Below are 20,610 nucleotides of genomic sequence, written 5' to 3'. Positions count from 1 at the left end.
GGAGGAACGGCGGGCCGCGCGCCGTAGAATGTGTCACGCCGGGACGCGAACGCGTACCCCGGCGCAGGCCACGACAACATCTCCGGAGACCCGCTTTGACCTTCCCACGCACTGCCATTGCCGCCGCTTTGCTTTTCGCCGCCATCCCCGCGGCCCACGCCGCGTATCCCGAGCGACCCATCAAGCTGATCGTGCCGTTCCCTCCCGGACAGGCCACCGATATCTTCGCGCGGGCGCTGGCCGAGCGGCTGGGCAAGCAGCTCGGCCAATCCGTGGTGGTCGAGAATCGCGCGGGCGCCGGCGGCAATATCGGCATGGAGTTCGTGGCGCGCGCCGCGCCGGACGGCTACACGCTGGTAATGGGGGGCAGCGCCATGGCGATCAACCAGACGCTGTACGCGAACATCGGCTATGACCCCCGGAAGGACTTCCGGTCCATTTCCGGCGTGTTCTCCGTGCCGCTGATCTTCCTGTCGACGCCGCAATCCGGCATCGGCTCGCTGCAGGACCTGATCGCCAAGGCCAAGGCCGCGCCCGGCAAGTACAGCTACGCCAGCGCCGGCATCGGCGGCACGCAGCACCTGTCAGCCGAGATGCTCAAGGCGCAGGCGGGCATCTTCATGGTCCATATCCCCTACAAGGGCAGCGGCCCGGCGCAGGCGGACTTTCTGGGCAACCAGATCCCGGTCATGGTGGACTCGGTCACCGCGGCGATGCCGATGATCCAGTCCAAACGCGCCGTGCCGCTCGCGGTGACCACCGCCACGCGCGTGCGGCAGCTGCCGTCCGTGCCTACGGTGCAGGAGCAGGGCGTGCCCGGCTTCGAGGCGCTGGGCTGGGCGGTGCTGATGGCCCCGGCCGGCACGCCCGACCCCATCGTCAGCCAGCTCAACGCGGAAACGGTGAAGGCGCTGCAATCGCCGGAGCTGCAGAAGTTCATCGTCGACCGCGGCTCGGAGCCCATGCCCATGAGCCCGGATGCCACGGCGCGCTTCGTGGACAGCGAGATCCGCAAATGGTCCGGCGTGGTGAAACGGGCGGGAGCCAAGGCGGAATGACGCCGTAGCGGCGAGCCGGTCCTCCGCCGCCGCGTTGCCCCTTTCCCGGATTGCGTGGCGGCCGGCCGCCTCCGATACTTCAGCCGGTATCGCCTCGGGAAGAACCATGGTCGCGGCTCACAGCGCATTTGCCGAAGGCTCGGCCGGATCCTGCGCGGCATCGTTCTCCCTCGTACGCGACGATGCGCTGATCCGCCTGCAACGACGGATCGGACTCGTGCCGGCGCATGGCCTGGGCATCGTGCGCCGCGCGCTGTTCTTCGGCATGCTCGGCTGGCTGCCACTGGTGCTGATCGCCGCCGTGCACGGGCACTTGCTGGCCGGCACGGCGGTGGCCGAGCCGCTGCTCGGCCACTACGCCGTGCATGTGCGTGCGCTGGTCGGCGTGCCGCTGCTGATCGCGGCCGAGGCGCTCGCGCACACCGTGATACCGCTATGCCTGTCCGAGTTCGTCCGCAACGGCATGGTCGATGGCCCGCTCGAAGCCCGCTTCCGCCAGATCCTCGAGGCGGGGGCGCGGCTGCGCGACCGCACCTATCCCTGGGTCGTCATCGCGGGCGTGGCGCTCGCCTGGACGGCCGCGATGTCCGTGGCGCCGCATCCCGACTCCATCCGCTGGGGCGATGCGGGCGGCGCGAGCGGCTTCGCCGTGTGGTGGTTCCTGCTGGTATCGCGGCCCATCTTCAATGTGCTGCTGCTCGCGTGGCTGTGGCGGCTGGCGCTGCTGTGCATCGTCATGTTCCGGATCGCGCGGCTGCCGCTGCGCCTGGTTCCCAACCATCCGGACCGCTTCGGCGGGCTGGGCTTCCTGGCCCGCCTGCCGCTCGCCTTCGCGCCGTTCTCGCTGGCGGTGTCGGCGGTGGTGGCGGCGGCGTGGGCGCACGAGGTGGTCTATCACGGCGTCCCGGTGTCCACGCTGTACGTGCCGATGGGCACGCTGGTCACCGTGCTGGCGCTGCTGGTGCTGGCACCGTTGCTGTGCTTCACGCCGCTGCTGATGCGCACCCGCAAACGCGGCGTGCTCGACTATGGGGTGCTGCTGTCCGAGCACGGCCGCAAGGTGGACGATCGCTGGATGCATGGCAGGGCCGGCCTCGAAGACGATCCCCTGCTGAATGCGCCCGAACTGGGGCCGGTGGCAGACACCCACGCGCTCTACGAGGCGGTGGAAAGGACGCGCGTCGCCCTGGTCAACAAGAGCGCGCTGGTCGCCACCATCGTGCCGGCGGCGCTGCCGATGCTGGTCCTCGTGGCGGCGCAGTTTCCACTCGGGCAGGTGCTTGCCAAGCTGCTGGTGGCGCTGCTGTAGGCTCGTCTGGCAGGGCCTGCATGACGCGATGCCCGCAGCCAGGCCCGGGCGGCAGCTATTTCGCTCAGATCACCCCCGCCCACGCGTCGAAAAGTTTCAGTACGGGAAGCGGCGGGGATACGGAATCATTGGCACAAGGCTGGCCTGGACACGCAGCGCCGGCAACGCCGATGACGGGGAGAATGGCTCGTGAGCGCAAGATCCGACTGCACCGTCCATATCGTCGACGACGACGATTCTTCCCGCGCCGCGCTGGCGCGGCTGCTGAAAGTCACCGGCTTTCCCGTGCGCACGTTCCCGTCGGCCGAGGCGTTCATGCTCGCGGAGCCGGACCCGGGGCCGCGATGCCTGCTGCTGGATCTGGAGATGCCGGGCATCGACGGACTGGCGTTGCAGCAGGCCCTGCGCGGCGACGGCGCGTCGGTGCCGATCGTGTTCATCAGTGCGTATCGCGACATCCCGCGCGCCGTGCGCGCCATGAAGGGCGGTGCCGTGGAATTCCTGCTCAAGCCCCTCGACACCACGGCGCTGCTGGCCGCGCTGGACCACGCCGCGGCGCTGGCCGCCGCCGCCGTGCCGCTCAGCACGCGCGAGGAAACCGTGCTGCGCGGCATTCTGGCCGGCCGGCTCAACAAGCAGATCGCCGCGGACCTGAGCCTTAGCGAGCGCACGATCAAGCTGTGCCGTTCCGGGCTGATGACCAAGCTGGGCGCGCGCTCGCTGGCCGACCTGGTCCAGCGCGGCGGCGACCTCGTCCAGCGTTGAAGTCGTCGCCACTCGCCATCGCCGGTCCGGAGCGCATGCCGGCCCGGGCCATGTCCTTTCACCGCCCGGCGATCCTGTTGCTGCTGCTCTGGCTCCAGGCCATCGCCTTCTGCGCGCCGGCACAGGCGAGGCCCTGGCGCGTCGTGATCCTGCCCGGGGCGGACCTCAGCCAGCCTGCGGCCTCGCAGCAGGTGCACGAGCTGCGCGCCGTGCTCAACGCGGCGGCACCGCAGGGCGTGGAGTTCTATGTCGATGCGCTCGACAGCTATCGCTTCGACGCCGCCTCGATGACACCCCACTTCGTGCAGTTGCTCAAGGCCAAGTACGCGAACCGGGAAGTCGATCTGGTGATCGGGGTGTCCGAGTACGCGCTACAGTTCGCCGGACGCTATCACGAGCAGGTCTGGCCCGGCGTGCCCGTGCTGATCACCAGCATCGACGCCACACGCCTCGCCGCGCTTGCCCGCCCCGAGTCCTTTACCTATCTGCCGATGGCGGCCGACATTCCGGGAACGCTGGACATGGTCGCTGCGCTGCAACCGGAGCTGAAGCGGCTGATCGTAGTGACGGGGGCCGCTCCGGTGGACCGCTACTGGGGTTCCCGGATCGATGACGGTTTGGCGCAACGAGCGTCGGCTTCGTGGCAGGTCGAGACATGGAGCGGCCTGACGCAGCGCGAACTGGTCGAACGGGTGGCCGGCCTCGATCGCTCCGCCGCGGTGCTGTTCGCCACGATGTATGCCGACCGCTACGGCGCGGCCCATTTCCCTTACGAAGTCATGGGAGCACTGTCGGCGGCAACGGCCGCACCGCTCTACGGCTGGTACGAGACCTACATGCGGTACGGCATGGCGGCGGGCTCGGCCATCGATTTCGCCGCGCATGGCCGCCGCACCGGCGAAGTGGCCGCCGCGATGCTGCGGGGCGAACTGCGCGCCGCCGGCACCGTGCTCGATGCGCCCGCGCCGCTGTGCGTGGCGGATGTCGGCCGTCTGGAAGCGTTCGGTCTCGATGCCGGAGCGCTGCCGGCCGAATGCCGCCGCCTCAATGTGCCGGCCTCGCTGTGGCGCGATCATCGGGCGCTGGTGCTCGGTGTGCTCGCCACGGTCGTGCTCCAGGCGCTGACCATCGGCGCGCTGCTGTGGCAGCGACGGTGGCGGCGGCGCGCGGAAGACGAGGCAGCGCAGCGGCGCACGGAACTGACGCGCGCCGCGCGCATCGCCTCGATCGGCGAACTGAGCGCGTCGATCGCCCACGAAGTCAGCCAGCCGCTTGGCGCCATCCTGACCAATGCCGATGCGGCCAGCTTCATGCTCGATGGCCCCGCCGCGGACACCGACGAGGTGCGCTCGATCCTGGACGACGTGCGCCGCGACGCGCTGCGTGCCAATCAGGTGGTGCAGCGGCAGCGCGCCATGCTCAGGAAGCATGAACTCGAATTCGTGCCGCTGCGGCCCGACGCGGTGCTCGAGGAAGGCATGGACCTGCTGCGGCCCGAGGCAAGGCGCCGGGGCTGCGAGCTGCGCTGCCGCTTTGCGGCCGCTGACGTGGCGGTCATGGGCGACCCCGTGCAATTGCAGCAGGTGCTGGTGAACCTGGTCATCAATGCCATGGACGCGGTACAGGGACTCGATCCCGCGCGGCGCCGGATCATGGTCGAGACGCGCGCGCAGGCGGGGTTCCATGTGTTGAACGTGACCGACCGCGGACCCGGCATGGCGGCCGAGGTCGTCTCGCGCGTGTTCGAGTCGTTCTACACCACCAAGCCCCAGGGCACCGGCCTGGGCCTGTCCATCGTGCGCGCCATCGTCGCCGCCCATGGCGGCGAGGTCTGCGTGACGTCCGAACCGGAGCGCGGCACCACGTTCGAAGTGCGCATGCCAGCGGCCGGCGCCATGCAACCTTCGCCGCGCCGCAAGGCGAGCTCCCCGGCCGCCGTCTGGACCCGGGACCCGTCGCCCAGGTCGTGACGTCCCTGGCGCGTACAAGCACGCAGCGGCGTTTGCACTTTTCCCTGATTGCACGACGGTGCCCGGCCTCCAATACTCATGCTCACATGAGGCAGCGAAGCGAGAGGTAACAGGGCAACAGCGCTAGCTCCGGCGCATCGATACGTCGCATCCGTTCTCGATCTCGTCCGTTCAGGATCGGGAGTCACCAGTGTCCATCTTCATCAACATGACTTCCCAACTGATTGCCGTGGTCGAGGACGATGTGAGCCTGCAGCGGGCATTGCAGCGGCTGCTGCAGGCGGCCGGATATCAGGCGCGGTGTTTCGGCAGCGCAGAGCAGTTGCTGGCCGCGCGCGGCGTTGCGCAACGCGCCGGTTGCCTGGTGGTCGATGTGGAATTGCCGGGCCTGTCCGGACCCGCGTGCTATGCGAGCCTGCGCGAGCCGCGGCCCCCCGTGGTCTACATCACCGCCTATGACAGCCAGGCCGTGCGCAAGCTCGCGCCGGGTACGGAAGTCCTGCTCAAGCCTTTCGGCGGCGACGCGCTGCTGCGCGTGATCGAAAGGCTGCTCGCACGCGGCCCGCCCGCGAACGGCTGACCCAGGGTGGCTTGAATTCCGCGCAGCAGCGGGCTGCGTTCTCCAGGGGAATCTCCCATGACACGCCGAACCAAAGGAAGCCGTCGGGACAAGGCCGGGATCGTGGCCGCCGCGCCGGCAACGCCGCCGTCCTGGCACCGCCGCGCGCTGGTCGCGGCCGGCCTGGCTTGCGCGGTAGCGGCCTCGGCCGCGGCGTGGCACCACTTCGCCGGCCCGCAGGCCACGGCGCCGGCGGTGGTCGAGGGCGATGGCCAGCGCGGCCCCCGCGGCATGATGCATGTGCCCGGCGGCGAATTCCTGATGGGCAGCGACAGCAAGATGGCGCAGCCCAACGAAAAGCCCGCCCACAAGGTCCGCGTGCATGCGTTCTGGATGGACAAGCACCACGTCACCAACGCGGAATTCCGCCGCTTCGTCGAGGCCACCGGCTATGTCACCACGGCCGAGCGCGTGCCCGACTGGGAAACGCTCAGGGTCCAGCTGCCGCCCGGCACGCCCCGTCCGCCCGCCAGCGCGATGGTGGCCGGCGCCATGGTTTTCGTGGGCACGCCCGGCCCGGTGCCGCTGCAGGACTACTCGCAGTGGTGGCGCTACGTGCCGGGCGCCAGCTGGCGCCACCCCGGCGGTCCCGGCACCACGATCGAGGGCAAGGATGACCACCCCGTGGTCCAGGTCTCGTACGAGGACGCGCTCGCCTATGCCCGATGGGTCGGCAAGCGGTTGCCGACCGAAGCCGAATGGGAATTCGCCGCGCGCGGCGGGCTCGAGCAGGCCACCTACGCCTGGGGCGACAAGTTCGCACCGGACGGCCGGCAGATGGCCAACGTGTGGCAGGGGCAGGCCAGCCAGCCCTTTCCGGTGGTCAGCGCCAAGGCGGGCGGGGCGCTCGGCACCAGTCCGGTCGGCACCTTTCCGCCCAATGGCTATGGCCTGGCCGACATGACGGGCAACGCGTGGCAATGGGTCGCGGACTGGTATCGCGCCGACCAGTTCCGGCGCGAGGCCGCGAGGGCGGCGCTGATCGAAAACCCCGTCGGACCGGTGGCGGCATGGGACCCCGCGGAGCCCGGCGTACCGGCCAACGCGCCCAAGCGGGTCACGCGCGGCGGCTCCTTCCTGTGCAACGAGGACTTCTGCCTGAGCTACCGCCCCAGCGCCCGGCGCGGGACCGACCCCTACAACAGCATGTCGCACCTGGGCTTCCGCCTGGTGATGGACGAAGCGCGATGGACCGAACAGCGCCGTGCCGCGCCGCTCGCGGGTGGTGGGCGGCGACCCGAGGGAGCCAACTAGCGTGGGCGCCGCCGAACCGGGCTTTGGCCGAACGGCATCGCCCGCGGACCTATCCACTCTGGAGTCTTCACCATGACAACGCCCGCTGCCGCCCTATTCGCCGGCGTCCGCTCCCGCCGCATTCTGGCCTCGCTGTACGCGGCCCTGGCGCTCGCCGGGCTCGCGGCGGCCGGTTGTTCCACGCCGTATGATTCCGCCGCGCAGCCGTCGGCCCTTCAGCAGCAGGCCGCCACCCAGGCGCTGCCGTCGTGGCGCGACGGCGCCGCGCGCGAGGCCCTGCTCAAGTTCGTTGCCGACGTGACGCAGCCGGGATCGCCCAACTTCGTGCCGCCGGAGGAGCGCGTGGCCGTGTTCGACAACGACGGCACGCTCTGGAGCGAGCAGCCGATGTACTTCCAATTCTTTTTCCTGCTGGACCAGGTACGGGCCGCGGCGCCGCAGCACCCGGAATGGCGCACCGACCCGGCGTACAAGGCGCTGATGGCCAACGACATGCAGGCGCTGATGCGCAACCGCAAGCAGGCGCTGGCGCTGATCGCCAAGGCCAACAGCGGCATGAGCGTCGAGGAATACGACCGCACCATCCGCGACTGGATGGCCAGCGCGCGCCATCCCAGGTTCAACAAGCCCTATTCCGAGCTGGTGTTCCAGCCGCAGCTCGAGCTGCTGTCCTTTCTTCGCGCCAACGGCTTCAGGACCTACATCGTCTCGGGCGGCACCATCGACTTCATGCGCCCGTGGAGCCAGGCGGTCTATGGCATCCCGCCCGAACAGGTCATCGGCTCGTCGCAGGGCATCCGCTACGCGGTGCGGGACGGCAAGCCCGTGCTGATGCGAGAGCCGAAGCTGGACTTCATCGATGACGGTCCGGGCAAGCCGGTCGGGATCTACCGGCATATCGGCCGTCGTCCGATCCTGGCCGTCGGCAATTCGGATGGCGACCTGCAGATGCTCGAGTACACGACGGGAGGGAGCGGGCCGCGCCTGGCCGTGCTGGTCCACCACGACGATGCCGAGCGCGAGTTCGCCTATGACCGGCAGTCCGCTGTCGGCAAGCTCGACAAGGCGCTCGACGCGGCGCGCGCAAAGGGCTGGACCGTGATCAGCATGAAGCGGGACTGGAGCCGCATCTATCCGTGATGCACGGCCGCGGGCCGCTCACAGGCTGATCTTCACCGTCTTGAACACGGTGCTCCAGCGTTCCACCTCCTTGTCCAGGTACTGCCGGAATTCCTGCCGCGAGCCGCCCACCACGACCGCGCCCTGCGACACCAGCGCGTCGCGCACCGCGGGGGATGCCAGCGCCTTGTTGACCTCGGCGTTCAGGCGGTCCAGCACGGCGGCGGGCGTCTTCGCCGGCGCCAGCAATCCGTTCCACGAATCCGCCTCGAAGCCGGGCAGCCCGGATTCGTCCATGGTCGGCAGGTCCGGCATCTGCGGCAGGCGCTTTTTCGAGGCGACGGCCAGCGCGCGCGGGTTGCCCGACTTGAGCGCAGGCAGCGCGGACATCGACGTCATGAAGACCATGTCGACCGTGCCCGCCATCAGATCGGTCAGGGCGGTGGAGGCGCCCTTGTAGGGAACATGCAGCAGGTCGATGCCGGCCCGCTGCTTGAGCAGCTCGCCCGCCAGGTGCTGCGATCCGCCGGTGCCGGTCGAGCCGAACGTCAGGCTGCCCGGCCGCTGCTTCGCCAGCTCGATCAGCGATTGCAGGTCGCGCGCCGGCAGCTTGGGCGATACGGCCAGCACCGCCGGCGCGTTCATCACGTTGGCGATCGGCTCGAAGCTCTTCTGTACGTCGAACTTCAGGCCCTTGTAGAGGAACTTCGTCATCGTGATGGGCGCGGCCGCGAGCAGCAGCGTGTAGCCGTCCGGCGGCGCGGCGGCGACGTACTCCGACGCGATATTCGATCCCGCGCCCGGCTTGTTCTCCACGATCACGGGCTGCCCGAGCGACGCTTGCAGCTTGCTGGCCAGCAACCGCGCGGTCAGGTCCGTCGGGCCGCCGGCCTGATAGCCGACGATGATGCGGATCGGTTCGGACGGATAGGGCGCCGCGGCCGCCGCCGATGGCGAGGTGGCGGCGAGGCCGAGCGCGACCAGGACGCAGGGAATGCGCAGCAAGGCAAGCGATGGCATGGGTTGTCTCCTTGATGGGTCGTGGGTCCGGGGCGCTTGTGGACGGGATTGCGCGCCCCTGGTCGATGGCGCATCCGGCATGGCACCGGGACGCGGCATCTGGTTCAGGCCGAATAGTGGGCGATGGCCCACGCAAACAGAAATGCCGATTCGGCCGTGTGGAATGACAAAAGCTCAACCCTGAGGGCGGCGCCCGCGCAGGGAGCGGCCATGACAAAACCTCATGGCTGGGCGCGCGATTGGAAGTGGCGCCGCACGCGCGGGCGGGCGAGGATGGCGCTTCATTTCCTGCCGCCCGCCGCGAAGGCCGGGCCGATCGCCATGACCATCATCGACACATTCGCCGCGTTCGCCGCGGCGCCCGGCGCGGGCGCGGCCTCCGCCGAAGTCGTTCATCACGCCAAGCGAGCCGTGGTGGACTGGTATGCGGCGCTGATCCCGGGCGCGGTACAGGCACCGGCGACCCTGCTGGAACAGACGCTGGCCGAGGATCTGGGGCGGGGCGGCGCGCGGCTGGCGCTGGGCCGTGCGGCGACGCCGCGCACGGCCGCGCTGATCAACGGCACGGCCGCGCACACCGTGGAGGTGGACGACATCTACAAGCACGCCATCTATCACCCCGGCGCGCCGACCATTGCCGCCGCGCTGGCGGCCGCGCAGCAACGCAATGCCGACGGCATGGCCTTCCTGCGCGCGGTGATCGCCGGCTACGAGGTGTCCACGCGCATCGGCGCCGCCCTGGGCCGCACGCACTACCGCTACTGGCACAACACGGGAACGGTGGGCACCTTCGGCGCGGCCGCCGCCGCCGCCTCCGTGCTGAACCTGGATGCCGAACGCACCGCGCACGCGCTGGCGACCTGCGCCACGTTCGCCGCCGGACTGCAGCAGGCGTTCCGCATGGATTCGATGTCCAAGCCGCTGCACGCGGGGCGCGCGGCCGAAGGCGGCCTGCTGGCGGCGCTGGCCGCGCAGGCCGGTGTCACGGGCTCGCGCGACGTCATCGATGGCGAAGCGGGCCTGGGGCGCGCGATGAGCGACGGCCCGGACTGGCCGGCCGCCGCGGCCACGCTGGGACGGGAATTCCATATCACGCGGATGACCTTCAAGAACCACGCGTGCTGCGGCCATACCTTCGCGGCCATCGACGGCGCGCAGACACTGCAGCGTGAGCATGGCCTGGCAGTGGAGGAGATCGAGAGCGTGCGCATCGGCACGTACCGGCCGGCGCTGGAGGTGGCTGGCAACCCGAATCCGCGCACGGCGGCGGAGGCGCGCTTCAGCCTGCCTTTCGTCGTGGCCTCGGCGCTGATCCACGGCAGCGTCCGGCTGGCGGCGTTCTCGGCCGAACGGCTCGCCGACCCGGCCATCCGCGCACTGATGGCGCGCATCGCGCTGGACGTGGACCAGCCGCTCGATGCCGCGTTTCCCGGGCAGCGCGCCGCACGGGTGGTGATCCGCACGCGCGATGGACGCCAGTTCGACTACCTGCAGCCGAACCGCAAAGGCGATCCCGAGGAGCCGCTCAGCGACGGCGACCTGGACGGCAAGTTTCTCGAACTGGCCGGGCCGGTGCTGGGCGCGACGGCGGCGCGCGCCTTGCTGCAGCGCTTGTGGACGCTGGAGACGGCGAAGGCATTGCCCTGACACGATCGCCCTGGAGGGAGCGCTCCGCGGGCTAATCCGGAGGGCGCCGCGGATACCCCGCAGATATAATCAAATGTCATTTCCAGGCATGCACGGATGGCACGACGTATCCCTCCACTGAATCCACTGCGGGTCTTCGAAGTCGTGGCGCGCACCCAGAACCTCACGCTGGCCGCGCAGGAGCTGCATGTCTCCCAGTCCGCCGTCAGCCGCCAGGTCGCCGTGCTCGAAAGCTACCTCGGGGTCGAGCTGTTCCGGCGCGAGCGCCATGGCGTCACGCTGACCCGCGTGGGCCAGGCCTATGCCGAGGAAGTGGTGCCAGCCTTCGATGCCATCGCCAGTGCCACGGCGCGGCTGCTCAGGAACACCTCGCAGGGCGCCCTGCGCGTGCGCACCTATACCACCTTCGCCGCCAAATGGCTGATCCCGCGGCTGCCTGACTTCCAGGCCCAGTACCCCAGCATCGAGGTGCGCATCGACAACGCCATTCCCGACGTCGATTTCGACCGCGATGCCGCCGACGTGGCGATCCAGTTCGGCGACGGCCGCTGGCCGCGCGTGAGCGCCGAGCTGCTGTTCGCCGACGAGATCGAGCCCGTCTGCACGCCCGACTATCTGCGCGCCCATCGCGGCCCGCGCGGCAAGCTCGAGCCGCTGCTCGGCCATCGCCTGCTGGTGTCCCACTATCGCCGCGCCGACTGGGACGACTGGCTGGCCTTCGCCGGCCTGTCGCGCCAGGCCGAAGGCACCGAGCGCATGACGTTCGGCAGTTCGGTGCTGACGTGGCAGGCCGCGCTGGACGGCCTGGGCATCGCCATCGGCCAGACGGCCATGCTCAAGGCCGAGCTGGATGCAGGCCGCCTGGTGCGGCCGTTCGCGCTGCCTTATACCCGCAGCAAGGGCCACTATCTCGTGCGCCCGGCCGTCCAGCGCGAGTCGCGCAAGGTCGCCGTGTTCCGCGACTGGCTGCTGGAGGCCGCCGGACGCGGCGGGCAGGCGCAGGTATGAGCTATGGTTCTGCCTGCGCGCCAAACCCGAAGTTCACACCATGCTGCTTTTGCCCGATCCTGACCCCCGTCAATGGTCGGAATCAGAGAGGGCGACAATGAATTTTGAACTCAGCGAAGAACACCAGGCCTTCGCCGAATCGGTACGCCGGTTTGCGCAGGACCGCCTCGCCGCCGGTGCGCTGGAGCGGGCGCATTCCGCGCAGTACCCTTGGGACGCGGCCCGCATGCTGGCCGAACAGGGCCTGCTGGGCATCGCCTTCGCGGAAGAGGACGGCGGGCAGGGCGGCACGCTGATGCACGCGGTCATCGCCATCCAGGAGGTCGCGCTGGTCTGCCCCAAGAGCGCGGATATCGTGCAGGCCGGCAATTTCGGGCCGATCCGCACCTTCGTCGAGTATGCGTCGGCGGAGCAGAAGGCCCGCTTCCTGCCGGACCTGCTCGCCGGCCGGAAGCTGATCGCGCTCGGCATGACGGAGCCGGACGCCGGCTCCGCCGTCACGGAGCTGAAGACCTCGGCCCGGCGCGACGGCGACGACTATGTCATCAACGGCAGCAAGATCTTCTCCACGCATAGTCCCGAGGCCGAGCTGTTCCTCGTCTACGTGCGCTTCGGCCCGGGCGTGGGCGGCATCGGCTCGGTGCTGGTTGAGCGCGGCGCGCCGGGCTTTCACGTCGGCGAGCCGTCGAAGTTCATGAGCGGCGAGGAATGGTGCCAGCTGTACTTCGAGGACTGCCGCATTCCGGCGCGCAACCTGCTGCTCGGCGAAGGCGGCTTCAAGCGCCAGATCTCGGGCTTCAACGTGGAGCGCCTGGGCAATTCCTCGCGCTCGCTGGCACTCGGGCGGCACTGCTTCAACGTGGCGCGCGAGCACGCGAAGATCCGCAAGCAGTTCGGGCGCGACCTGTGCGAATTCCAGGGCGTGCAGTGGAAGTTCGCCGAGATGGCGCTCAAGCTCGAGTCGGCGCAACTGCTGCTGTACCGCGCCGCGATGGAGGGCGAGCACGGCCTGCCCTCGGCCCACAGCACCGCGATGGCCAAGCTGGCCTGCAACCAGGCGGGCTGGGAAGTCGCCAACGAAGCGCTGCAGGTGATGGGCGGCATGGGCTATAGCCAGGAATCGATCGTCGAATACTGCCTGCGCCGCATCCGGGGATGGATGATCGCCGGCGGCTCCATCGAAATGCTCAAGAACCGCATTGCCGAGGGGGTGTTCGAGCGCACCTTCCCCCAGCGCGCGCCCAAGGCCGGAGCCCCGGCATGACGTCTCGCACCGAAACCGAGGGCACGTTGGCGCAGGCCCTGCTGGCACCGCGCAGCGTGGCGCTGGTTGGCGCCTCCGACGATCCGGCCAAGACCGCCGGGCGTCCTCAGCAGTTCCTGCGCGCGGCCGGCTTCGCGGGACGGGTCTATCCGATCAATCCCAACCGCGGCACGGTGCAGGGCGAGCGTGCCTATGCCAGCCTGGCCGCGCTGCCCGAAGTGCCCGAGCACGTCTTCGTGCTGACGCCGACCGACACCGTGCTCGACGCGGTGCGCGAGAGCGCCCGCCTCGGCGTGAAGGTGGTCACCATCCTCGCCAGCGGCTTTTCGGAAGCGGGCGCCGAAGGGGTGGCGCGCGAGGCGGCGCTGCGCACGGCGTGCGAGGGCAGCGCGACGCGTGTGCTCGGCCCCAGCAGCCTGGGCGTGGTGAATCCGCGCGCGGGGCTGGTGCTGACCGCCAACGCGGCCTTCGCCGAGCCTGAGCTGCCGCGCGGGCGCGTGTTCGTCGCCTCGCACAGCGGCAGCATGATCGGCGCGCTGGTCTCGCGGGGCAAGGCACGCGGCGTGGGCTTCGCCGGGCTGGTGTCGGTGGGCAGCGAATCGGACCTGTGCCTGGGCGAAGTGTGCGCGGCCACGCTGGACGATCCCGGGGTGGAGGGCTACCTGCTGTTCCTCGAAAGCCTGCGCCACGGCGAGGCGCTCCGCGCGTTCGCGCGGGAGGCGGCGCGGCGCGGCAAGCCGGTGATCGCCTACAAGCTGGGCCGCAGCGCCGCGGCGGCGGAGATGGCGGCCACGCATACCGGCGCGCTGGCCGGCGAAGACGATATCGCAGACGCCTTTCTGAAAGACCTGGGCATCGCGCGCGTCGGCGTGCTGGAGGCGCTGCTGGAGGCATTTCCGCTGGCGCGGCGCATTCCCTTGCATGGGGAGGGCGCGCCGTTGCGCCGCGTCGGCGTGGTCACCACGACCGGCGGCGGGGCCGCGATGGTGGTGGACCAGCTCGGCGTGCGCGACGTGGTGGTGGAAGCGGCGTCGCCCGCTACGCTGGCGCGCTTCGCCGCCGCGGGCATCGCGGTCTCGGCGGGCCGGGTGGTGGACCTCACGCTTGCCGGCACCAACTACAACGTGATGAAGGGCGCGCTGGACATCATGCTCGATGCGCCCGAGTTCGATGTCGTGCTGGCGGTGGTGGGATCGTCGGCGCGCTTCCAGCCGCAGCTGGCCGTCAAGCCCATCATCGACAGCGCGCACCACGCCACGCCGCTGGCGGCGATGCTGGTGCCCGACGCGCCGCAGGCGCTGGCGGCGCTCACGGCCGCCGACGTCCCATGTTTCCGCTCGCCCGAGGCCTGCGCGGACGCCGTCGCCGCGCTGCTCGCGCGCCGTCGCCCGGGCACGCCGGCGGCCGCGCAGGTTGCGTCCGCGGCAAGCGCACGGACACTGAGCGAAGCGCAGGCGTACGCGATACTGGACGAGCTCCAGGTTCCCCACGCGCCGGCGGTCACGATGCCGCTGTCGGGCCCGGCCGCCGCGCCGCCATTCGACTTTCCGGTGGTCGCCAAGGTCTGCTCCGCCGCCATCCCGCACAAGACGGAAGTGGGCGGCGTGGTACTGGGCATCCAGGACCAGGCGGGGCTCGATGCCGCGCTGGCCGCGCTGCGCCGCAACCTGGCCGAGCGCGCACCGGATACGCACTGCGACGAGGTGCTGGTGCAACCGATGACCCGGGGGCTGGCCGAGGTGCTGCTGGGCTATCGCGTCGACGCGGAAGCCGGCCCCATCGTCATGCTCGCCGCCGGCGGCATCTGGGCCGAGGTCGCGCGGGACCGCAGCATCCGCCTTGCCCCGGTCACGGTGGAGACCGCGCGCGAGATGATCGCCGAGGTCAAGGCGCTGCGCACCGTGGCCGGCCTGCGCGGCCGGCAGCGCGGCGACCTGGAGGCGCTGGCGCAGGCGGTGTCCGCGCTGTCCCGGCTTGCGGTCCGCCCGGACCTGCGCATTGCCGAGGCGGAGGTCAACCCGCTGATGGTCCTGCCCGAAGGGGACGGTGTGCTGGCCGTCGACGCGCTGGTGCTGCGCGCATGAGCCGCGGCGAATCCGCGCGTGGCGCCATGCGCCGGGCCGATGCGGAACTCGCGCGCCTGGACGGCATGGCGATCCGCCATCGCCTCGCACATGGTGCCACCACCGTGGTGTGGCGCGAGTTCGGCGATGGCCCGCCGCTGGTGCTGCTGCACGGTGGTCATGGCAACTGGATGCACTGGGCGCGCAGCATCGACGCGCTGGCGGCCTCCTACACGCTGCTGGTGCCGGATCTGCCAGGCTTCGGCGAATCGGATGCCTTGCCCGGACCGGTGCATGCGCCCGACCGGCTCGACCGGCTGGTGGAGGCGTCCATCGGCACGCTGGACCAGCTCGTCGGCCGCGACAGGCCGGTGTCGCTGGCCGGCTTTTCGTTTGGCGGACTGGTCGCCGCCTGCCTCGCCGCACGGCGCGCGCATGTCGGGCGCGTGGCGCTGCTCGGACCCGCCGGACACGGGGGCACGCGGCGTCCGGGGCTGGCGCTGCGCGACTGGCGCACCGACGATGCGGCGGCCATGCGCGATGCGCTTCGCCACAACCTGCAGGCGCACATGCTGCACGATGCGGGCGCCGTCGACGAGCTGGCCATGGCCATCCATGAACGCGCATGCAAGGCGACGCGGTTCCGCAGCAAGGCCATCTCGCGCCAGGCGCTGCTCGGCGAGGCGCTGGCCGCGTATGGCGGCCCGACCTTGCTGCTGTGGGGCGAGCACGACGTGACGGCGGTACCGGTGGCAATCGCGCAGCAGCTCGCCGGCAACGAGGAACAGCGGGACTGGTGCGTCTTGCCCGGGGCCGGGCACTGGGTGCAGTTCGAGCGCGCGGCGGAGGTCAACGCACTGCTGGAGCGCTGGTTCGCCGGCGCGCCCAGCCGCTAGAATCCGCGAGGCCCCGGCCGGTCCAAGCCGGCGGCAGGCCCGGCGGCCGCGCGAGGACTGCCGGATGTCAGCGCAGGCTTAGCACGAGCCTTTCCTGGAGCACCGCATGCCGTGGATCTACGTCGTCCTTGCCGGCTTTACCGAAATCGCCTGGGCCACGGGCCTGAAGTACACCGAGGGGTTCTCCCGGCTCTGGCCGTCCGTCTTCACCATCGTCACGATGATCCTGAGCTTCTGGCTGCTGTCGCTTGCCATGCGCTCGCTGCCGCTGGGCACCGCCTACGCGGTATGGACCGGGATCGGCGCGGTCGGCGCATTCGCGGTCGGCATCCTGATTTTCGGCGAGTCAGCCAGCGTGTGGCGGCTTGCCAGCGCGGGCCTGGTGCTGGCCGGCATCGTGGGACTCAAGCTGTCGTCGTAGCGGGCGGCGCGCGTGGCGTGCTTGTACGGCGGACGTTCGCCGCGGGCATCGTGCGTGCAATATTTGCTCGCCGCTGGTCCGGGGCAAGCCTGCTCTCACGGCCGGCTCCGCGGGACTGGCCCGGCCGTTGCGGCACAGGCCGGCGCCGCCCGCCGGCCGGTTCGAGCCGGCACGGGCCTTGCGTCGCGATGCAAAGCAGGTATCCGATCGTCCCCGTCGCGGCGGCGATCGCTTCCCCTTCATCGCCACCGGAGAGCACCCATGTCCGACGACAATCACAGCATTGCCGCCACCACGTTGATCGCCTTCGCGGTCGCTGGCCTCGCCCTGACCGCCTCGATCCTGCTGGCGTATTACGCGGTGCCGCCGCGCGGCCGCAATGTCATCCGCAACGTGCTCGACCGCGATGGAGGGCGCGAACAGTACTGACCGCGCCAGCCCGACGAGCGGCCCCATGACCCGCGAAGGCTTCGCGGGCCATGGGGCCGCATTTCGCGGTCGGCCGCCTAGCGGGCGCCGTGGCGCTGCTTCGCGCCGCCGCCGGCGCCTTCGTTGTTGCCGGCCTTGGTGTGATTCGCGGCGTGCTGGCCGCTGCCGGGCTTGCTTCCCTGCGTGGTGGCGGGCTTGCCGGAATTGGCTTCGGCCTTGGCGTCCTGCTCGGTGCGGTTGGTGGGCGGGGCGGTCTTCATGGTGGATCTCCATGTTGCACAGCGTTGAAACAATGCCTGAGGGCAACCCTCGGGAAGGGTACCGGCGGCCATGCCGGCAGCCGATGGCTCTCCCGTTCCGCAAGCACCGTGCCACCGGCGGCGCCCCGACTTCTCCACGGCGAATCGCGCCACCCGCCGCCTATTGATCCGCCTTGGCGCCGGACCGCCGGACGATTTCCGCCCACTTGCTGCCTTCCGCAACCGTATAGCGCGCGAACTCCGCGGGCGACGAGCCCACCGGCTCCGCGCCCATGTCGGCGTACTGGCGCTGCACGTCGGGCCGCTTCAACGCCACGGCGGCATGCGTGGCCAGTTTTTCCACGATGGGCGCCGGCGTGCCGCGCGGCACCCACAGCCCGTACCACGTGCTGATATTGAAGCCGGGGAAGCCCGACTCGGCCACCGTGGGCACATCGGGCAGCGCCTGCGAGCGTTTGGCGGTCGTGACCGCCACGGCCCGCAGCTTGCCGGCCTTGATGAACGGCATCGCCGACGGCATCGAGTCGAACATCAGCTGGATCTGTCCGCCCATCAGATCGGTCAGCGCCGGGGAGCTGCCCTTGTAGGGCACGTGCTGCATGTCCACCTTGGCGGCGAACTTGAAAGACTCCGCGGCAAGCTGCTGCGCCGAGGCGTTGCCGGCGGACCCGAAATTGAGCGCGCGCCCCTTGGCCTTCGCGAGCGCGACCAGGTCCTGCACGGTCTTTACCGGGGAGTCGTTGTTGACCACCAGCACCAGCGGCACGTCGGCCAGCTGGGTCACCGGTACGAAGTCCTGGAAGGCGTCGTAGCGCATCTTCGGATAGATGCTGGGATTGATGACGTGCAGCGAGGCGTTGGCGAGCATCGTGTAGCCATCGGGCGGGGCCTTGGCCACCAGCTCGGCGCCAATCATGCCGCTGGCGCCGGGCTTGTTGTCGATCACCACCGTCTGGCCCAGCGTGTCGCCCATCTTGGCGGCAACCACGCGCGCGAGCAGGTCGGTGGGGCCGCCGGCGGGGTAGGGCAGCACGAGGCGCACCGGGCGCTGCGGAAAGTCCTCCGCCCGTGCCGGCGTGCCGGTGAGCGTCGCGGCGAGCGCCGATGCCGCCATCAATGCACCGGCCAGCAGCCGGCGCCCGGCTATGCCATGGGCGTGGCGGGCGAAGCCGCCGGTGAGTGGGTTTGCCATGAAGTCGTCTCCTTGATTTTTATCGCCACCTTGCCGACCACCTGGCGTGCCTCCAGCGCGGCGAGCGCGTCGGCCAAGCCGGTCATCGGGTACACCGTCGACACCGTCGGTCGGATCTTTCCTTCGCTGGCCCATTCGCACAGCGTGCGCATCACCGCCTGCAAGGCGGGCGCGTGCTGCGCCCGCTCGTTGGCCGGGGTCCAGCCGATATAGCGGCCGACGAAGAAGCCGTGCAGCGTCAGGTTCTTCACCAGCAGCAGGTTCAGCGGCGCCTGGGGAATGCGCCCGCTGGCAAAGCCGACGCTGAGCACGCGGCCGTTGGCCGCCGCGGCCCGCAGCGCGCGGTCGAACAGGTCGCCGCCGACGGGATCGACCACCACGTCGGCACCGCGCCCGCCGGTCACGCGCTTGACGTCCGCGGCAAGGTCCTCGGGCGCCACGGCGTAGCGCGCGCCGCGCGCCAGCGCCTCCGTGCGCTTGGTTTCGGTGCTGGCGCAGGCGATGACCGTGGCGCCGAGCTGGCTGGCGATCTCGACGGCGGCCAGGCCCACGCCGGCGCCCGCTCCCAGCACGAGCACCGTGTCCGCCGCCTTCAGCTCGCAACGCCATACCAGTCCGCAGTAGGCGGTGCCGTAGGACAGCGGAATCGGCAGCGCGCGCAGCGAATCCAGATGGTCCGGAATGCGGTACACCGTGTATTCCGGCACGCAGACCTGCTCGGCGAAGCAGCCCCAGTCGGCGATGGCGACCACGCGGTCGCCCGGCCGCAAGCGGGTCACCGCGCTGCCGCACGCCACCACGCGTCCCACGGCCTCGGTGCCGGGCACGAAGGGCAGCGGCGGCCGGGTCTGGTACCGGCCGGCGATCATCAGGCCGGTGGCATGGCTCACGCTGGCGTACTCCACCGCCAGCGTCACCGCATCCGGCGCCAGCGCAGCGGGCGAAGCGACCGCTTCGAGCCGCATGTCTTCGGGAGGGCCGAACTGGTGGCAGACCAGGGCTTGCATCATGCGCCGGCCTCCGTCGGCGAGCGCTCGGCCTGGCGCGCCGCGCCGTCCGCCAGCCATTGCGAGACCCGCGATGGCGGGAACCCGGCATCGAGCAGCACGCGCTCGGTATGCTCGCCGATGCGCGGCGCCGGGCCGGCCGGGCGGCGTAGGCCGGCGGCCGGCAAGCCGGCGAAGGGCAGGGCGCCCAGGCCGGGCTGATCGATGGGCTGGAACGTGCCCCGATGCACGGCCTGGGGATGGCGCAGCACGTCCTCGTACCCGCGCACGGCCGCGTGCAGCACGTCGTGCGCCTGCAGGCGGGCCAGCCAGTGGGCCGTCTCACGGGTTCGCAGCACGGCAGCAACGGCCTCGTGCAGGGCCGCGGCGTTCGCCATGCGCAGTCCGTTGTCCGCATAGCGCGGATCATCGAGCCACGCCGCGCGCTCCAGTGCGTGGCACAGCCTGGCGAACTGCGCGTTGTTCAGCGCGAGCAGGCTGATGCTGCCGTCCGCGGTGGCGAACACGCCGTTGGGCGCGCTCACCGGTCCCGGCGCGCTGTCGCCCTGCATCGCGTATTCCAGGATGTTGTTCGCCTGCAGCGCGCAGCACGCGTCGAACAGGTTCAGCTCGACGTGCGCGCCCAGGCCGGTGCGAAAGCGCCGGCACAGCGCCGCGGCGCAGGCTTGCGCGGCATACAGGCCGGTGGCGGCATCCGCCAGCAGCATGCCGATGCGGCGCGGCGTGCCGTCGGCGCTGCGGTTGGTGTGCATCAGGCCGCTGTCGGCCTGCATCACCGAGTCCGACGCCGGCAGGTCGGCGCAAGGCCCGTCCGGGCCGTAGCCGCTGACCGAGACATAGACCAGTTCGGGCAGCCGTGCCGCCAGCGCGGCGAAGCCCACGCCCAGCCGTTCGGCGACCCCGGGGCGGAAGTTCTGCACCACCACGTCGGCCTGCAGGGCGAGTTCGAGCAGCAAGGCGCGGCCGTCGTCCCGCGTCGCGTCGATGCAGATGCTGCGCTTGCCGGCGTTATAGGCCACCGACAGCGCGCTGTGCTCGCCCCGTACGACCCCGACATGGCGGCCCCAGTCCCCCGCGGGCGGATCGACCTTCACCACCTCCGCGCCCTGCTGCCACAGGATATGGGCGCAGTACGGGCCGGCGATGCCCTGGCTGATGTCCAGCACGCGCAGGCCGGCGAAGGGCAGGTCCGGCGGCGGTGCGCCGTTGGAGGATGGCGGGGAAGAGGCGGGTGCGTTGTCGCGCATGGAGCGGAATCTCGGAACAGGACGGATGGCTTATGCTAGAGACGCGACCCCGCCAGGACAAT

Annotated in this window: 19 protein-coding genes; 14 read left to right on the top strand and 5 right to left on the bottom strand. The window is 70.6% G+C overall.

Annotated features, from left to right (window positions below; genetic code table 11):
• Positions 1-95 precede the first annotated feature (95 nt).
• The 7 genes from LDO27_RS02710 (at position 96) to LDO27_RS02680 (ending at position 8,115) form a co-directional block, all read left to right on the top strand.
• Positions 96-1,058: a tripartite tricarboxylate transporter substrate binding protein gene (locus LDO27_RS02710; RefSeq protein ID WP_224039479.1), complete on the top strand. Its 963-nt coding sequence runs from the start codon at positions 96-98 to the stop codon at positions 1,056-1,058.
• A 106-nt stretch (positions 1,059-1,164) separates the two neighbouring features.
• Entirely contained in the window at positions 1,165-2,367 is a 1,203-nt protein-coding gene (locus tag LDO27_RS02705) for a hypothetical protein (RefSeq protein WP_224039477.1), read from the top strand.
• 189 nt (positions 2,368-2,556) lie between these two features.
• Positions 2,557-3,132 carry a response regulator transcription factor gene (locus LDO27_RS02700; protein WP_224039475.1) on the top strand — a complete coding sequence of 192 codons (576 nt, stop codon included), beginning with the start codon at positions 2,557-2,559 and terminating at the stop codon, positions 3,130-3,132.
• A 50-nt stretch (positions 3,133-3,182) separates the two neighbouring features.
• Positions 3,183-5,102 carry a sensor histidine kinase gene (locus tag LDO27_RS02695; RefSeq protein WP_224039473.1) on the top strand — a complete coding sequence of 640 codons (1,920 nt, stop codon included), beginning with the start codon at positions 3,183-3,185 and terminating at the stop codon, positions 5,100-5,102.
• 190 nt (positions 5,103-5,292) lie between these two features.
• Positions 5,293-5,682, top strand: coding sequence for a response regulator transcription factor (locus tag LDO27_RS02690; protein ID WP_222206166.1), 390 nt, complete (start codon positions 5,293-5,295; stop codon positions 5,680-5,682).
• Positions 5,683-5,739: 57 nt separating this feature from the next.
• Positions 5,740-6,975, top strand: a complete 1,236-nt coding sequence (locus LDO27_RS02685; RefSeq protein WP_224039471.1) for a formylglycine-generating enzyme family protein — start codon at positions 5,740-5,742, stop codon at positions 6,973-6,975.
• 72 nt (positions 6,976-7,047) lie between these two features.
• Positions 7,048-8,115 (top strand): HAD family hydrolase, encoded by a 1,068-nt coding sequence (locus tag LDO27_RS02680; RefSeq protein ID WP_224039470.1) that lies wholly within the window; start codon positions 7,048-7,050, stop codon positions 8,113-8,115.
• Between the two features lie 18 nt (positions 8,116-8,133).
• On the opposite strand, the gene LDO27_RS02675 is transcribed toward LDO27_RS02680, so the two are convergent.
• Entirely contained in the window at positions 8,134-9,114 is a 981-nt protein-coding gene (locus tag LDO27_RS02675) for a tripartite tricarboxylate transporter substrate binding protein (protein ID WP_224039468.1), read from the bottom strand.
• 321 nt (positions 9,115-9,435) lie between these two features.
• On the opposite strand from LDO27_RS02675, the gene LDO27_RS02670 reads away from it, so the two are divergent.
• The 7 genes from LDO27_RS02670 to LDO27_RS02640 all read left to right on the top strand — a co-directional run bounded on the left by LDO27_RS02670 (position 9,436) and on the right by LDO27_RS02640 (position 16,842).
• Entirely contained in the window at positions 9,436-10,761 is a 1,326-nt protein-coding gene (locus LDO27_RS02670; RefSeq protein ID WP_224040776.1) for an MmgE/PrpD family protein, read from the top strand.
• Positions 10,762-10,857: 96 nt separating this feature from the next.
• Positions 10,858-11,769, top strand: coding sequence for a transcriptional regulator GcvA (gcvA, locus tag LDO27_RS02665; protein WP_224039467.1), 912 nt, complete (start codon positions 10,858-10,860; stop codon positions 11,767-11,769).
• Between the two features lie 97 nt (positions 11,770-11,866).
• Positions 11,867-13,033 carry an acyl-CoA dehydrogenase family protein gene (locus LDO27_RS02660; RefSeq protein WP_224039466.1) on the top strand — a complete coding sequence of 389 codons (1,167 nt, stop codon included), beginning with the start codon at positions 11,867-11,869 and terminating at the stop codon, positions 13,031-13,033.
• Positions 13,030-15,117, top strand: coding sequence for an acetate--CoA ligase family protein (locus LDO27_RS02655; RefSeq protein ID WP_224039465.1), 2,088 nt, complete (start codon positions 13,030-13,032; stop codon positions 15,115-15,117). Before LDO27_RS02660 ends, LDO27_RS02655 begins: the two co-directional genes overlap by 4 nt.
• Positions 15,114-15,992, top strand: a complete 879-nt coding sequence (locus LDO27_RS02650) for an alpha/beta fold hydrolase (RefSeq protein WP_224039464.1) — start codon at positions 15,114-15,116, stop codon at positions 15,990-15,992. Before LDO27_RS02655 ends, LDO27_RS02650 begins: the two co-directional genes overlap by 4 nt.
• Before the next feature lie 106 nt (positions 15,993-16,098).
• Entirely contained in the window at positions 16,099-16,413 is a 315-nt protein-coding gene (gene sugE / locus LDO27_RS02645) for a quaternary ammonium compound efflux SMR transporter SugE (protein ID WP_224039461.1), read from the top strand.
• 261 nt (positions 16,414-16,674) lie between these two features.
• Positions 16,675-16,842 carry a hypothetical protein gene (locus LDO27_RS02640; RefSeq protein WP_222206144.1) on the top strand — a complete coding sequence of 56 codons (168 nt, stop codon included), beginning with the start codon at positions 16,675-16,677 and terminating at the stop codon, positions 16,840-16,842.
• Between the two features lie 77 nt (positions 16,843-16,919).
• On the opposite strand, the gene LDO27_RS02635 is transcribed toward LDO27_RS02640, so the two are convergent.
• The 4 genes from LDO27_RS02635 to LDO27_RS02620 form a co-directional block, all read right to left on the bottom strand.
• Positions 16,920-17,102, bottom strand: a complete 183-nt coding sequence (locus LDO27_RS02635) for a hypothetical protein (protein ID WP_224039459.1) — start codon at positions 17,100-17,102, stop codon at positions 16,920-16,922.
• Between the two features lie 160 nt (positions 17,103-17,262).
• Positions 17,263-18,216: a tripartite tricarboxylate transporter substrate binding protein gene (locus LDO27_RS02630; protein ID WP_222206309.1), complete on the bottom strand. Its 954-nt coding sequence runs from the start codon at positions 18,214-18,216 to the stop codon at positions 17,263-17,265.
• Between the two features lie 29 nt (positions 18,217-18,245).
• Positions 18,246-19,301, bottom strand: coding sequence for an NADPH:quinone oxidoreductase family protein (locus LDO27_RS02625; RefSeq protein ID WP_224040774.1), 1,056 nt, complete (start codon positions 19,299-19,301; stop codon positions 18,246-18,248).
• Entirely contained in the window at positions 19,301-20,548 is a 1,248-nt protein-coding gene (locus tag LDO27_RS02620) for a CaiB/BaiF CoA transferase family protein (RefSeq protein ID WP_224039457.1), read from the bottom strand. Before LDO27_RS02620 ends, LDO27_RS02625 begins: the two co-directional genes overlap by 1 nt.
• Positions 20,549-20,610 lie beyond the last annotated feature (62 nt).

The organism is Cupriavidus respiraculi (assembly GCF_914271545.1).
Lineage (GTDB): Bacteria > Pseudomonadota > Gammaproteobacteria > Burkholderiales > Burkholderiaceae > Cupriavidus > Cupriavidus respiraculi.
The sequence above is the reverse complement of the archived record's forward strand: the minus strand, read 5'-3'. Positions and strand labels throughout refer to the sequence as shown.

Excerpts from the sequence above, each read along its gene's own strand:
- LDO27_RS02705 (WP_224039477.1), top strand. The coding sequence starts at position 1,165 with ATGGTCGCGGCTCACAGCGCATTTGCCGAAGGCTCGGCCGGATCCTGC.
- LDO27_RS02695 (WP_224039473.1), top strand. The coding sequence starts at position 3,183 with ATGTCCTTTCACCGCCCGGCGATCCTGTTGCTGCTGCTCTGGCTCCAG.
- LDO27_RS02685 (WP_224039471.1), top strand. The coding sequence starts at position 5,740 with ATGACACGCCGAACCAAAGGAAGCCGTCGGGACAAGGCCGGGATCGTG.
- LDO27_RS02680 (WP_224039470.1), top strand. The coding sequence starts at position 7,048 with ATGACAACGCCCGCTGCCGCCCTATTCGCCGGCGTCCGCTCCCGCCGC.
- LDO27_RS02675 (WP_224039468.1), bottom strand. The coding sequence starts at position 9,114 with ATGCCATCGCTTGCCTTGCTGCGCATTCCCTGCGTCCTGGTCGCGCTC.
- LDO27_RS02670 (WP_224040776.1), top strand. The coding sequence starts at position 9,436 with ATGACCATCATCGACACATTCGCCGCGTTCGCCGCGGCGCCCGGCGCG.
- gcvA (WP_224039467.1), top strand. The coding sequence starts at position 10,858 with ATGGCACGACGTATCCCTCCACTGAATCCACTGCGGGTCTTCGAAGTC.
- LDO27_RS02660 (WP_224039466.1), top strand. The coding sequence starts at position 11,867 with ATGAATTTTGAACTCAGCGAAGAACACCAGGCCTTCGCCGAATCGGTA.
- LDO27_RS02655 (WP_224039465.1), top strand. The coding sequence starts at position 13,030 with ATGACGTCTCGCACCGAAACCGAGGGCACGTTGGCGCAGGCCCTGCTG.
- LDO27_RS02650 (WP_224039464.1), top strand. The coding sequence starts at position 15,114 with ATGAGCCGCGGCGAATCCGCGCGTGGCGCCATGCGCCGGGCCGATGCG.
- sugE (WP_224039461.1), top strand. The coding sequence starts at position 16,099 with ATGCCGTGGATCTACGTCGTCCTTGCCGGCTTTACCGAAATCGCCTGG.
- LDO27_RS02640 (WP_222206144.1), top strand. The coding sequence starts at position 16,675 with ATGTCCGACGACAATCACAGCATTGCCGCCACCACGTTGATCGCCTTC.
- LDO27_RS02635 (WP_224039459.1), bottom strand. The coding sequence starts at position 17,102 with ATGAAGACCGCCCCGCCCACCAACCGCACCGAGCAGGACGCCAAGGCC.
- LDO27_RS02630 (WP_222206309.1), bottom strand. The coding sequence starts at position 18,216 with ATGGCGGCATCGGCGCTCGCCGCGACGCTCACCGGCACGCCGGCACGG.
- LDO27_RS02625 (WP_224040774.1), bottom strand. The coding sequence starts at position 19,301 with ATGCAAGCCCTGGTCTGCCACCAGTTCGGCCCTCCCGAAGACATGCGG.
- LDO27_RS02620 (WP_224039457.1), bottom strand. The coding sequence starts at position 20,548 with ATGCGCGACAACGCACCCGCCTCTTCCCCGCCATCCTCCAACGGCGCA.